The following is a 14,313-nucleotide window of genomic DNA, read 5'->3' as shown; positions in this document are numbered from 1 at the left end:
GATGAGTGAGTAGGTAAGTGAGAGTTAGTGTGGGAGTAAGAGTAGGGGAATAAGTGAGTATGAGAGTGGGAGGGGATTAGGTGAGCAAATGAGCAGTACGTGAGAGGAAGAGTAACATGGGTGTAAACAGACGATAGCGCGAGCAAATCCCCGGGCGGATAAGAGTAGAGCTGAAGAATGCGCCTTCATTCACGAAGGGACAGCATTATTGACTTCTTTTGTCATCCGTGAGGTTTTACATTAAATGGCTGCAGGCGTAAGATTCAATCAACAACCGAATGAAATGACACTGTTCTTGAAATGGCTGAATTCCGTAACGGGAACGGGGGAACCAACTGGTGCAGGTGGCTTAAGGATAGGCTGCTGAGTACCCGGGGTGAATCCTTGCCAGTGTGCTACTATGGCTCTGGTGAGGTAGGGCAATCTCGCTGCCCGAATCCGTCAGCTAACCCCGTAAGCCTCGAAGAGAGAGGATGAGCGCCATGATCGAGTAACCGACCACGGAGAGCCCTGCTGCTGCTGTGGTCTTTTTGCTGTGTAGGGAAGGGGATTAATCCCACTGAATGCCCTGAAAATGGGCTGGATGCAGAAATGAAGAGCACAAGTGCCCTTGAATCCAATTGCGCCTCTGCCATACACAACCAAGCAGCCTAAAGTGGAAATTAGGGGCAATAGTGACAGGTGGAAGCACAATTTAATCTTATAACAACACTGATTAGTCATTTATATGCCGCAATAGTCTTTTTATGTACCACATTAGTCAGTTTCCGCATCGCCACTACAGTCAGTTTTCTTATAGCCATATTACATTGAAAGGAGGGGTTCCCATCGCTACTGTATTTATCGTCTGCTTCTGGGTTGGCCTCGTGCTTATCCTAAGCGGCAGCATTCATGGGCACGGTCTGGTAGGCCACCTGCATGTAGGGGGAGGGGATGCTGGGGGGCCGGGCTTTCTCCCGATTCTTCCGCTGATGGTGTTTGTCACCGTCTGGGGCGGCACGGGGTATATGCTTGTCAAGTACAGCGGGATGCAGCTGCTCACCGTGGTACTGGTCTGTACCTTGATCGCCCTGCTGCCGGGCATCCTGCTCTACACGGTACTGGCCCGGGTGATGACCCGGTATGACAGCAGTATGAGTGAACTCGATTATGATCCGGCAGGCCAGCTCGGCTATATCAGCATCGCCGCAGCGGATGGGGCCGTGGGAGAGATGAAGTATGTGCTGCACGGGACCATGCGCTCCATCGGCGTGCGGGCCGAATCCGGTCAGTCGCTATTGCGGGGCGATCGGGTGATTATTGTGAAGACGGATAAGGGGATCGCAGCGGTCACTTTGTTCGAGAGGGAAATGGAACAAAACTAACGGGGAGTGTCGGAGCAAATGTTAATTTTATATGTAACCGGAGCTATTGTTGTTGTGATTCTGCTGGCGTTAACCAGTATTGTGACCGCGTATAAAAAGGTTCCGCCCAATCAGGCCATGATCGTATACGGTCTCGGCGGCAAAAGAGTGGTTCAGGGCGGAGGGACATTCGTCATCCCCGGCTTCCAGAACAATAAAACCATCTCCATGATGCTGATGAGCTTCGATGTGATCCCGGCGCAGGCCATGTTTTCCCGCCAGGGCATCAAGCTGAACCTGGAGGCGGTCGCCCAGATTAAGATCAAAAGCGATCCAACCGCTATTCTCACAGCCAGCGAGCAGTTCATTGACCGGCCGGAGGAAGACCGCGAGACGATTATTCTGCATTCGGTGGAAGGCCATCTGCGCGGCTTGATCGGGCAGCTCAGTGTAGAATCTATACTCAAGACCCCAGACGAAATCAACAGCAAGATGCGGGAGACCTGCTCAGAGGATCTCGACAAGATGGGGCTGGAGGTCGTCAGCTTCACCATCAAGAAAATTACCGACGACAAAGGGTACATCGACAATATGGGGGTGCCTGAGATTGAGCGGATTCGCCGTGATGCCAGCATCGCCAAGGCTGAAGCCGAACGCGATATTCAGATCAAGCAGGCCGAGGCGGAGAAGGAATCCTCCATTGCCAAAGCCAATGCGCATCAGGCGACGATTGAAGCAGGAACCGCTGCCCGTGCGAAGGAATCGCTGTTCGAGAAGGAGCTGAACATTAAGCAGGCGGACTTCAAGCTGGAGACCGAGGTGAAGAAGGCACAGGCGGATCTGGCGTACGAATTGCAGCAGAATAAGATCAAGCAGTCGCTGGTTACCGAACAGGTCAAAATCACACAGATGGAGGCCGAGGCCAACCGGACGGTCCGGGAGATTGAGGTGGAGCTGAGACAGCGGGAGCTGGAGGCGACAGTGATCAAGCCGGCCCAGGCGGAGAATCAGGCGACAATTATGAGAGCGGAAGCCGCCAAGCAGCGGCAGATTCTGGAGGCGGAAGCCGAAGCCGCTACGACGACCAAGCGCGGACTGGCAACAGCGGAGGCGGAATTGGCAAAAGGGAAGGCGAATGCGGAGATCGTCCAGCTCGCCGGAGCGGCGGAAGCGGGGGCATTGCAGAAGAAAGCGGAAGCCTATAAGCAGTTCACGCAAGCCGCGTTGACTGTGGAATTCCTGAAAATCCTGCCCGAGCTGGCTGAGAAAATCGCCTCCCCGCTGGCCAAGGTAGATAAGATCACCGTCATCTCCCAGGACGGGGCTTCCTCAGGCGTGAACAAGATTACGGGTGATATCGCCAAAATCATGGCCCAGGTTCCAGAGCTGACCCAGACACTTACCGGCATGAACGTGACTGAGGCGCTCAGCGGGTTACTTGGCCGGGATCATGAGCATGGACAGGAGTAGAAGAGGAGTAGGGGAGGCAGTAAGTAGTTAATGAAACGGCAGCAAGCCCCTTCCTGACTGCATCTCTCCACAAAAAAACAGGCGTCAATCTCCAAAAGGAGGCTGACGCCTATGGCATGTCTGAAGCTGTAGATCAGCGCTGCACCGCTCTCAGGCGATAGGTGCAGCTGGCGTAATCCCCGCGCAGGTCGGAGACCACAAGACCGATACGCATCAGGCGGTCACCGCCCAGCGCTGTGCCGTCAAAGGCGGGCTGGAATGGAGCGGAGCTGACGCCATCTGCAGGTGCAGAGGCTTCTGCGCCGCCGTGGACATGCCCGTTGCTGCCTTTTGCCCCCGTCTCAATGACATAATCCAGCTCGGGATTGAGTCCTTTGAGCGTAAGGCGCGAGATCGGAGGATTCGGTATGGCCAGCACGCGGAAATAAGCGACGAAGGCTTCGGTCTTGTCCTCGCTGACGAACATCCAGGCGGTGTCGCCACTACCCTCGAACGGACTCAGCAGGCGGTACATATCCCCTTGCTGCACCAGTGTGCGGATCTCCTTGTACTGGGCAATCTGCCGGGTAGCCAGGTCCTTCTCCGCTTCGGTGAACTTTGTGAGGTCCAGCTCATAACCGAAGTTGCCGCTCATCGCCACATCCCCGCGTGTAGCTAGGGTGGTGATGCGGTCTACCTGATGGTTCGGAACATCAGACACATGTGCGCCCATGCTGCTGGCTGGATAGACAATACTGGTGCCGTACTGAATCGCCAGGCGTTCTACCGCATCGGTGTTGTCACTGGTCCAGGTCTGCGGCATATAGAACAGGATTCCCGGATCGAACCGGCCGCCGCCGCCGGAGCAGCTCTCGAACAGAATGTCCGGGAAGCGCGAGGTCAGGCGCTCCAGCAAATTGTACAGCCCCAGCATATAGCGGTGGGCGGTTTCTTTTTGCCGCTCAGGGCTGGCTTTGGCAGAAGCTATCTCGGTCATATTACGGTTCATGTCCCACTTGATATAGCGGATCGGGGCACTGGAAAATACGGCGCTTAAGGTCTCATACAGATAGTCGCAGACTTCCGGACGGGAGAGGTCCAGGATGAGCTGGTTGCGGCCTTCCGTGCGGCGGCGTCCTGCGGCATGTAGGCACCAGTCCGGGTGCTTGCGGTACAGCTCACTGTCCGGCGAGACCATCTCCGGCTCCACCCATAGACCGAACTGTACGCCTTCCTTGTTGACCCGGCCGGCCAGATCCGCCAGACCTTCAGGCAGCTTGCGGCGGTCCTCGAACCAGTCGCCGAGTGAGCTGTTATCCTTGTCGCGTCTGCCGAACCAGCCGTCGTCAAGGACGAATAGCTCAATGCCGAGCGGGCCTGCTGCTTTGGCGATGGTTGCGATTTTGTCCGCATCGAAGTCGAAGTAAGTCGCCTCCCAGTTGTTGACCAGAATCGGCCGGGCCTGATCACGGTGAACACCGCGGCAGAGCCGGGTCCGGTACAGCCGGTGATAGGTACGCGACATTCCGCCGAGACCTTCACCGGAATAGACGAGCACGGCCTCCGGGGTCTGGAAGGATTGGCCCGGCTCCAGCAGCCAGGAGAAGTCGAACGGATTAATCCCGATGCTTACACGGGTCTGTCCGAACTGCTCAACCTCAGCAGTGGCGGCGAAGCTGCCGCTGTAGACGAGGCTGAAGCCGTAGACATCCCCCTGGTCTTCATCTGCGCCGTGACGTAGCAGCGCAATGAACGGATTGGTCTGGTGGCTGCTTGAGCCGCGGCGGCTCTCCAGTGACAAGGCAGCACCCGGAGTAAGCGGACGGCGCTGCACATGGCGCTCTCTGGCCCATGCGCCGCTCAGATGCAGCGTATCGTAAGAGGAATCGGCGAAATCGACGGATGCGCTAAGCGCCTGCTCCAGCCGGAGCGGGGCTTCGCCGTTATGCTCGAAGCGGACGGAACGGGTAATCGCGTTATGATCGGCGAATACGGTGTAGAGCAGTCTAACCGTTAGACCAGCGTAGTCATCTTTCAGGGTAAGCTCCAGTGTCTGTGCTTCTGCTTCATTCTCCGCATACACGGCAGGCAGTCCTTCGAGTGCCGGCTTGCCTGGTGTAATGGTATATCCTGCATATTTGAGTTCAGAGATCCGCGTGCCGTCCGCTAGCTGAACCTGATAGGCCGGCCGCCGGAAGTCGCTCGTTCCATACTGCGGATACTCCTGAGGCAGGGCATCCAGAGAGAGCGAAGGCCGCGTTAGCACCGGGGTTGGCGAGAAGGAGGCACGTTCGCGCAGCTCAAGCACTCCGTTCAGGCTGCTGTCATGGCGAAGCCTCGCTCCCCAGTAGACATGGGCAGGATAACCTTCAATCAGTTGGATAATGTAGCTGGTATCTTTGGACTGAAGGTGGAACAATCCTCGTGATTCGTCTGCAAAAATGTTCATGATCATAACACTCCTTGTGTGATGGTATAAGGTTCGATGATCTGGACCAACTTGAGTGCTGCTCCTGCGGAACCCTTGGAACAGGCAAAACAACTATTGCTGGGTAGCCGGGCTGCGGTTAATCCGCTGTCCCGCCGCTGGTCTCCCGGACTATCAGCTTCGTGCCGATCATCGAATGCGAAGGGGCTTCGCGTCCTTCGAACCGCTCGGCGAGCAGTTGAACCGCAGCTTTGCCCATCTGCTCGGGATAGGCGCGGACCGTTGTCAGCGGAGGCTGAACATAGGCCGCCATCTCGATATCATCGAAGCCGACGACAGCCATCCCGGCAGGCACCTGTATCCCGTGATCATGCAGGGCGCGCAGAGCGCCTACTGCCAGCGGATCACTTGCAGCGAAGCAGGCCGTAGGGCGCTTGGAACCTAACAGCAGCTCGCTCATCATCCGGTAGCCGTCAGCACTGGTCCAGCTTCCCGTGCGGATCAGCGCCGGATCATAGCAACCCTGGCTCTGCATAATCCGGGTGTAATGATGCCTGCGGCGCTCCTCCTCGCTGCCGCCTCCGATGAAGGCGATCTCGCGGTGACCGAGCTCCAGCAGATGGCCCAGCGCCTGATCGACAGCCTGCCGGAAATGTGTCCGCACGGAGTCATATTCCGGGCGCTCCGAATAATGGTCGACCAGTACGGTGGTGCTTGTATCCGGGTGCAGCTTCGCAAGCTCTCCCGGCTGGAAGCTTCCGCCAACTACAATAAGCCCGTCACCTGTGGGCCGGAGCGGGGCTGGCGTGCTGTGTCCGCGCAGCGTCTGGCCGAGCCGGATGCCCAGCTCCTCACAGCGCAGCTCCACGCCGCGCCGGATCGAGCCGTAATAAGGGTCGTCCCGTTCCTCTTCGGCTGTACACCAGAGCAGAAGCGTGACGGTCTTGCTGCCCAGCTCGTTCTCCCGCTTCAGCTGCCGTACCCGTGAGGGCTTGTAGCCAAGCTGCCCGGCCACAGCGAACACCCGGCTGCGCGTCTCCTCACTGACCGCCAGAGACAGGTCATTATTTAGTACTCTTGATACGGTTGCGGCCGATACGCCGGCCTCGCGGGCGATGTCTTTAATCGTTGCCAAGCTGCTCACGCCTTTTTAGTTAATAAATTTACTAAATATTCGTCTTCATCCTATCATCTCTTTAGAGTTCTTTCAAGCAGATTTTGAGGAGCGCTTACATTAGGGAGGGGGTGCCCCGCCCCAACATCCTCGCGGACTGGAAAGACCTTATCAGCGCCAAATTACACCATTAGGCAGGCCAGGCGGACTCAGAGGGCGTTAACTAACCCGTTACTCCTCATTTATAGCTGCAAATGGCAACATAAGCGCTCCTGAGTCCGGAAACACAAGAAAAGTTGGTTTTTTCGCGTGATAGCGTCATCTGAGTCCGCTGGATGCCAAAAAAGCCTAGGAGGAGTTCGTACCAAGGTTACAGCAAGTCTTACTTTGTTGTTCGGCTCTTGCTCTTCGGAAACAGCTAGGCCTCAGCTCATGATTCCGTTTGTACGCAAATAAAAAAGAGGCTGCCTATACCGGCAGCCCTGTCTACTTTTCCGCATTATTACGCCATCTCATCCATATCATTCTACAGTACGCTCACCAAATAAATGTCCCACAATCAGATCCGCACACGCTTCATAGGTATATCATGTGTGTTCCCCTCCCGCATTCCCTTCAATCTGCTGTATATAATCCCGGGGAGAGAGCCCGGTGACCTTTTTGAACACCTTGCTGAAATAGAAGGCGCTCTCATAGCCCAGCTTCTGAGAGATTTCGTAGATCCGGCCTTCGCCGCGGACCATCATTTCCTTGGCGGCGGTGATTTTGGTCTCTGTGATATACTCAACATAGTTCACCCCGGCGACCTTGGAGAACAGGTGGCTCAGATAGTTGGGGCTGAAGTTGAACACATCCGCGACTTGATTAAGCGACAGCTTGGTACCGAGATTTCTTTTGATATACTCCTGGACATTCTTCACCACCTGCTCCTTATAGCTCTGTCTGCGGGTGGCGAGCATCCGGACACAGCCGTCCCGGAACTGGACGAGCCAGCCGGTAATCTCTTCAATCGTATGCATCTGATAGATCGCCCGGTAGCCCTCCGGCTCCTGCTCGAAGATCTGCTCCACCATGTTCTCCCCGTCCGCGAGCAGGGAGGTCGCCATATATAGAATGTTGCAGGCGGCATCGGTGGCGGGAACGAGCAGATCGGCCCGTCCGTCGAAGATCTCGATCATCCGGGAGATGATGCTGTGCAGGGCGCGGGTATCCATTTCTTCAAAAGCTCTGCGGATCTCCAGCCGCGATTCCGAGAAATCAAACAGCAGGTGCTCCTGCAGGAGGGCTTCGCCTTCCGTGAAGAAGACGAAGGAGCGCTCCTTCACAGCGGCGGGCAGCGCCTTCCGGGCGGCGAGATAGCTCCCCTGCAGCAAAAACGGATCTTCCACCGCGAAGCCGATCGCCCCGATAATGGTCACATTGAAGTAATTATGCAGTACGGAGGCCATGTCCGCCAGCAGCTTCTGGATGTCTTGCATCCAGAGCTGCGGGTCCGGGCCCGGCACAGGCAGGGTCAGCGCGAAGTTGCGCAGATCCAGGCTGGTGACGTAGCAGGCGCTTCTGGAGGCCAGTGTATCCTTTGCCATCTGCACGGTGCTTGAGCATAAGGCCACCAGCTTATCCCCGCGCGGCGGGACGGTGTCCGGCCCGAGAATGCGGCAGGTACAGACCAGATAAGCCGGCGCGGAGAGGTCCACCTCCAAATCCTCCTTTTGCAGCAGATACTGGTTCTTGTTCTCGAACAGGCCGCTTAACAGCCGGATGAAGAATTTATCCCGCTGGGCCTGGAGATTGCCGCGATGGACCAGCTTCGGATAGCTCTCCATGGTCTGGTACTCCTCCAGGATACTGGTGGCCCGGCGGATCGATTCGGCCAGCGCCTCCGGGGTCAGCTCCAGCTTCACCAGGTAATCAGTGGCCTGGATCTCAATCGCTCCGCGCGCATACTGGAATTCCTCGTAGCTGGTCAGCATGATGAACAGCGGAAGCCGCCCGTACTTGCGGCGGACCGAGCCGGCGACCTCGAGGCCGCTTTTGATCGGCATTTTGATATCACTGATTACAATGTCCGGGCGGAGGGTGTCGATCATTTCTTCCTCCTGTGCGCCGTTGTGGGCGATGCCGACAATCTCAATGTTATATTGCTCCCATTTCAGCATGGACTGGAGTCCGATGCAGACCAGGGCTTCATCATCTGCGATTAATAATTTGATCAAGCTCATCACATCCTTGCTCGGTATGCTATTGTTTTGGGGTCCCTGCAAAGTACCTGAGTACTCATCGAAGCTAAGGCCTCACTTTGTGGGGGATTCTTAGCTATTCTTTCTGCCGGAAGGGGAGCAGCAGCTTCATTAAGGTATAGCGGCCGGGCTCGCTCTCAATGGACAAGCCGTACTCTCTGCCAAAAGCGAGCTGCAGCCGTTCGTTCACACTGCGCAGCCCGATATTCTCCAGCATTCCCTTAGCCTCGTCACCGGGAACGGTTAGAATGGTGGCAATCTGCTCCGCCGTCATCCCGACCCCGTTGTCCTCGATCGTGATGAGCAGATCCGTGAATCCGCTCTTCGTGACCCGGACAACAATGTCGCCTCGGCCCTTGGGCTCGATGCCGTGGAAGATCGCATTCTCGACCAAGGGCTGGAGTGTGAAGCGGGGGATAAGCCCGCCAAGCAGAGCTTCCTCTTCAATCTCTGTAACCATGGTAACCGTGCTACCATAGCGGTATTTCTGAATCAGGAAATAATCATCCAGCAAGCTCAGCTCATCCTTCAGCGGCATCAGCCGCCGGTTGTCCTTGGCGATGCTGCGGAGCAGCCGGGATAGGGAGGTCGTCATCTCTGCAATACCGGTGGCGTTCTGGATCGTAGCCATCCATTTGATCGAGTTCAGGGTATTGTAGAGGAAATGCGGATTAATCTGGTTCTGGAGCATCCGGTATTCCAGCTCCTGCTGCTGCTTCTCGTCCGCGAGCCGGCTGTCCATGAGGGCTACGATATCCTGGGACAGGCGGTTAATGCCCCGGCCAACATCGCCCAGCTCGCTGTTCCATTCAATACCCGAGTCCAGCAGGAAGTTGCCCTGGGCAATCTTGTCCATACGCTTCTTCAGCTTCTCGACTGGAAGGCTGATCGTGCGGGTCAAATACAGCGTAATGATCGCGCTTAAGACAAGCACGAGCAGACAGACGCCGAGCAGGACGAGAATCCAGATATTGCTCCGGGGCGCGAACTGGTCGCTGGATAAGGTCTGCGAGAGCATGACACCGCTGCGTACCGGATACGATACCACGATATGGCTTTCCCCATCATCTTGCATTTTCACCATGGACAGCTCGGTATCGGGGCCGACAGGCTTGTCACTGGTATAGGCTACCGGCTCATACGGCTCTTCAATGGCTTTGACCTGATCTCCGTTAAGCTGATAATGATGATCGCCGAGCGTAAGCAGCAGCCGGGAGTGCTCCGGCAGGGCATAGCCCTTCAGTTTGTCCGTAATGACGGAGGTATTCGCGAGCAGATAGACGGTGCCCACCCGGGTAGCCCCCCGGCCATAAATAGGGAACACGAAGGGAATACCGTAGGAATTGGAGAGCGGGTCCTTAATGACGCGGTCCCATTGCTCTTCGGCCTCATTCGTCAGACCGGTGACTTGACCGATATTATGGATCGTAAGCGGAATGGAGGTGCCGAAATTCTCCACCTGCAGGAACTTTCCGCTGTTATCTGTGGCAATCAGGCGGCGTACATAGCTATAGGAGCGGTTGATCCGCACATCGTCCTGCATCGCATTGAAGACATTCAGCGCCTGCTTGGGGCTGGCCTCCGCCGAACCGAAATATTCGGTAAGCAGGGTGTTCGTGGACGAGTTGGTGCTGCTGGTCATCGCCAGCGTAGTCAGATTAATCAGATCCTGTTCGATAATATGGGAGACGAGCTGGAGGTTGAATTCCGTCGCCTGGATCGTTGTTTTGCGCTGGTAATACGTAATCAGTTCGTAGCTGAACCAAGACAGCAGCGAGGCAATCAGCAGCGCAAAGGCGGTCATGAGCAGAATAATGCGGCTTTTAATAGTAGATTTACGTACCGTGGTGAACACTCCTTTAGGATATATAAGAGGCACTAAAGAAATAAACAAAAAAGCAAAAGAAGCGGAGGGGAAATTTGGAACTGGAGGAGCGATAGCGACCGCCTTTGTCACCGGATTTCTACCGCGATTAGCGGTTTAAATCAAGAAATCTGGGGACAACAGCGGCCGGAAGTCCAAATGTTCACCGCAGTGACGATGAAGCTTCAAGTTAAACTCTTAAGTGCGTCTTATATAGGTGAGGATATTTAAAGCGTTTTCAACTACCATAGCATATTCCTGCGTTTCATTATAGAGCCAGGGGGAGAAGCTGAGAATTTTACAGGTTTCGGATAAGAAATTACAGGTTTGGGGCAGGACGTGCGGAGAAGAGCACAGAATAGTGAATGAACTGTGTTTAATTTTGCATCCCCATCGGGTCTGAAAAGGCTTACAATTTGAACTAAGGCCGGAGCAACAGATGCCGGCTGCTGAAATATTATCAGAAGATAAAGGGGATAATCGAATGAACTTGAAAAGATTCTACGGCATGACCCTTGCCACCGCGCTCTCCGTGAGCATGCTGGCCGGATGCTCCGGCAATAACAATACGAAAGACGCTGCTGCCACTGCCGCACCTGCTTCGGGCAACGCTGCAACCGCTTCCTCCGAACCAAGCCAGGAGCCGGTAACACTGAAATGGGCGCTGTGGGACTGGGAAGCAACTGCATACTACAAGCCGCTGATCGATGCTTACAAGGCTGCACATCCTAACGTAACCATTGAATATGTCGATCTTGGCTCCACCGACTATATGACCATGCTCAGCACACAGCTCTCGGGCGGGGCGGATCTGGATGTCCTGACGATCAAAGACATTCCGGGCTACTCGAACCTGGTGAAGCAGAACCACCTGGAGCCGCTGAAGACCTACATGGGTGACAAATCGATCGATCCTTCCGTATACGGCGGTACGGTTGAGCAGATTGAAGTGAACGGCGAGGTGTATGCGCTTCCGTTCCGCAGTGACTTCTGGCTGATCTACTACAACAAAGCCTTGTTCGACAAAGCTGGTGTAGATTATCCGACTAATGATATGACCTTCGACCAATATGATGAGCTGGCCCGCAAGATGACCTCCGGCAGCGGCTCGGAAAAAGTATACGGTGCCCACTACCACACTTGGCGGAGCGCGGTTCAACTATTCGGCATTCTGGACGGCAAGAACACCGTGGTCGGCGGCAACTATGACTTCCTGAAGCCTACCTATGAGCGGATTCTGAAGGAGCAGGAAGACGGTATCGTTATGGATTACGCGACTCTGAAGACCTCCAGCACGCATTACTCCGGCGTATTCTACAACAACTCCGTAGCGATGATGAACATGGGCAGCTGGTTCATTGCCACCCAGATTGAGAAGGTGAAGAGCGGCGAATCCCAATCTGCGGAATGGGGCATCGTGAAATACCCTCATCCTGACGGCGTTGAAGCCGGTACAACTCTGGGAACGATTACTTCTCTGGCTGTAAACCAGAAGTCCAAACACAAAGAAGCAGCGCTTGACTTCATGAACTTCGTAACCGGGGCAGAAGGCGCCAAGGTTATTGCTTCCACCGGTACGATTCCTGCGATCAAGAATGATGAAGTGATCAATTCCATCACCTCTATCGACGGCTTCCCGGCAGATGAGAACAGCAAGGCTGCACTGAATACCGTTCAGACTTACCTGGAAATGCCGATTCATGAGAAGAGTGCGGACATTGAGGTTATTCTGAATGAAGCGCATGACAACATCATGACCAAGAACGCTACGATTGACGAAGGCTTGAAGGATATGAATGACCGCGTAGGCCAGCTTTTGAACAATTAATGTGAACCTGTAATGTTAGTGTCCTGAAGGAAGGGCGGGCGAAGGCCCGCCTTCCATATAAATAGAGGACATCACAGCACTCACATTAACAGGTATCGATGTAATTCCCACTTTGCGGGGATGTTATATAAGGTTTGGAGGAGAACGAATGCAGAACGAAACCATATTGCGTACAAATAAGAGCCCAAAAAGCCGGTTGTCGCGCGGACTCCGGGATAACCTGGTCGCGTATAGCTTTATTGCGCCGAACTTTATCGGATTTGCCCTGTTCACCCTGGTACCGATGATTTTTGCCTTTATTCTGGCCTTTGTGAAATGGGACGGGGCCAATCCGATGAAGTTCATCGGGCTGGACAACTTCTCCCGGCTGATCTCGGATACCACCTTCCACAAAGCCTTGTGGAACACGATTGTCTACACCGTCGGAGTCGTGCCGCTGACCATGATCGTAGCGCTGGCCCTGGCGATTCTGCTCAATCAAAAGATTATGGGCCGTAATTTCATGAGAACGGTCTTCTTCTTCCCATATGTGGCTTCGCTGGTAGCGGTTGCGGCGGTATGGAACTTCATCTTCAGCCCGACCATGGGTCCGGTGAACAACATCCTGCACTTGATTACCGGCATTCCGCTGGAGGACCTGCCCCGCTGGGCGGCGGATAAGCAGTGGGCGATGTTTACTGTAGTGCTTTTCACCGTGTGGAAAAATATGGGCTACTACATGGTCATCTATCTGGCCGGTCTCCAGGGCATTAATCCAGAGCTGTATGAAGCGGCTGAGCTGGACGGGGCAGGCCCGTGGAGAAGATTCCGCAACGTGACTGTGCCACAGCTGGCACCAACCACCTTCTTTGTCCTGATGATTCTGGTCATCAACTCGTTCAAGGTCTACGATATCTTCATCAACCTGTTCGCGGGCGCGGATAACCAGCTCAATAATGCTACACGGGTCATGGTCTATCAGATCTACAACACGGCGTTCCGCTCGCTGGATTACGGATATGCCAGTGCCATGGCGATTGTGCTCTTCTTGCTGGTACTCGGCATTACCATCGTCCAGTTCCGCGGCGAGAAGAAATACGGACAATAGGGGGATCTATAAGATATGGTTGGTAAAAGTAAAGGACTTAAAATCAGCTTAATGGTGCTTGTATATGCCCTGTTAATTCTGACCGTGCTGGCAATGCTGGTGCCGTATATCTGGATGCTGTCGTCATCGCTCAAGCTGAACAAGGATGTCTTCTCCTTCCCGATGCAATGGATTCCGGCGAATCCGCGCTGGGAGAATTTCCAGGATATCTGGACCCGGATTCCGCTCGGACGCTTCATCTACAATACAGCGAAATTATCCATTATCGTTACGATCCTGCAGCTGCTGACTTCCAGCTTCGCGGCGTATGCCTTCTCGAAGCTGCATTTCAGAGGTAAAAATGTGATTTTCCTGGGCTACATCGCCACGATCGCGATTCCTTGGCAGGCCTATATGGTGCCGCAGTTCATTCTGATGCGCTACATGGGACTGAACAATACCCACCTGGCAATCATTCTGCTGCAAGCCTTCTCGGCCTTCGGTGTGTTCATGATGCGCCAGTTCTATCAGGGGGTGCCGGATGAATTATGTGAAGCGGCCCGGATTGACGGACTCAGCGAATACGGAATTTGGGCAAGAATCATGCTTCCGCTGTCCAAGCCCGCGCTCTCCACGCTGACCATCTTCACCTTCGTCGCTACCTGGAATGACTTCCTCGGGCCAATGATCTATCTGACCGATACGAAGCTCAAGACCATTCAGATCGGTCTGCGGATGTTCATCTCACAGTATTCTGCGGAGTATGGCCTGATTATGGCGGCGAGTGTGGTGTCGATTATTCCGGTAGTGATTGTCTTCCTGGCGCTTCAGAAGTACTTCGTGCAGGGCGTTGCTGCTTCGGGGATTAAGGGGTAGTGGAGTCAGATTTTTACTATATAAGACGCACTTAAGTTTTGAACTTGAAGCTGCATCGTCGCTGCGGTGAACATTTGGACTTCCGGCCGCTGTTGTCACCAGATT

9 protein-coding genes and 1 riboswitch are annotated in these 14,313 nt (G+C 54.7%); of the genes, 5 read left to right on the top strand and 4 right to left on the bottom strand.

All coding sequences use genetic code 11. The annotated features are described in order from the left end of the window. Window positions 1-292: 292 nt before the first annotated feature. Window positions 293-475: riboswitch (cyclic di-AMP (ydaO/yuaA leader) on the top strand. 391 nt (window positions 476-866) lie between these two features. Both NST69_RS21155 and NST69_RS21150 read left to right on the top strand, forming a co-directional pair. Then, on the top strand, window positions 867-1,364 hold the full coding sequence (locus NST69_RS21155) for a hypothetical protein (protein ID WP_036731588.1): 498 nt from the start codon (window positions 867-869) through the stop codon (window positions 1,362-1,364). Window positions 1,365-1,382: 18 nt separating this feature from the next. Continuing rightward, the gene (locus tag NST69_RS21150) at window positions 1,383-2,813 is read left to right on the top strand and encodes an SPFH domain-containing protein (protein ID WP_209871543.1); all 1,431 of its coding nucleotides are present in this window, start codon (window positions 1,383-1,385) and stop codon (window positions 2,811-2,813) included. Window positions 2,814-2,946: 133 nt separating this feature from the next. Here NST69_RS21150 and NST69_RS21145 read toward each other — a convergent pair whose 3' ends face one another. The 4 genes from NST69_RS21145 to NST69_RS21130 all read right to left on the bottom strand — a co-directional run bounded on the left by NST69_RS21145 (window position 2,947) and on the right by NST69_RS21130 (window position 10,429). Continuing rightward, the gene (locus NST69_RS21145; RefSeq protein ID WP_342547046.1) at window positions 2,947-5,241 is read right to left on the bottom strand and encodes an alpha-galactosidase; all 2,295 of its coding nucleotides are present in this window, start codon (window positions 5,239-5,241) and stop codon (window positions 2,947-2,949) included. Between the two features lie 118 nt (window positions 5,242-5,359). Then, entirely contained in the window at window positions 5,360-6,355 is a 996-nt protein-coding gene (locus NST69_RS21140; RefSeq protein WP_342547045.1) for a substrate-binding domain-containing protein, read from the bottom strand. A 566-nt stretch (window positions 6,356-6,921) separates the two neighbouring features. Continuing rightward, window positions 6,922-8,550 (bottom strand): helix-turn-helix domain-containing protein, encoded by a 1,629-nt coding sequence (locus tag NST69_RS21135; RefSeq protein WP_342547044.1) that lies wholly within the window; start codon window positions 8,548-8,550, stop codon window positions 6,922-6,924. A gap of 100 nt (window positions 8,551-8,650) precedes the next feature. Continuing rightward, window positions 8,651-10,429 carry a sensor histidine kinase gene (locus NST69_RS21130; protein WP_342547043.1) on the bottom strand — a complete coding sequence of 593 codons (1,779 nt, stop codon included), beginning with the start codon at window positions 10,427-10,429 and terminating at the stop codon, window positions 8,651-8,653. Window positions 10,430-10,922: 493 nt separating this feature from the next. Here NST69_RS21130 and NST69_RS21125 point away from each other — a divergent pair, with 493 nt between their 5' ends. From NST69_RS21125 to NST69_RS21115, 3 genes are all read left to right on the top strand, one after another. Then, a complete protein-coding gene (locus NST69_RS21125) occupies window positions 10,923-12,266 on the top strand; it encodes a sugar ABC transporter substrate-binding protein (RefSeq protein WP_076085891.1) in 1,344 nt (447 codons plus the stop codon). 148 nt (window positions 12,267-12,414) lie between these two features. Then, window positions 12,415-13,353, top strand: coding sequence for a sugar ABC transporter permease (locus NST69_RS21120; RefSeq protein WP_036731603.1), 939 nt, complete (start codon window positions 12,415-12,417; stop codon window positions 13,351-13,353). 15 nt (window positions 13,354-13,368) lie between these two features. Next, the gene (locus NST69_RS21115) at window positions 13,369-14,208 is read left to right on the top strand and encodes a carbohydrate ABC transporter permease (RefSeq protein WP_051493958.1); all 840 of its coding nucleotides are present in this window, start codon (window positions 13,369-13,371) and stop codon (window positions 14,206-14,208) included. Window positions 14,209-14,313 lie beyond the last annotated feature (105 nt).

The sequence above is a fragment of the Paenibacillus sp. FSL P2-0089 genome, assembly GCF_038595095.1.
Taxonomy (GTDB): Bacteria; Bacillota; Bacilli; order Paenibacillales; family Paenibacillaceae; genus Paenibacillus_AQ; species Paenibacillus_AQ silagei.
This window is presented reverse-complemented; position numbering and strand designations above follow the sequence as displayed.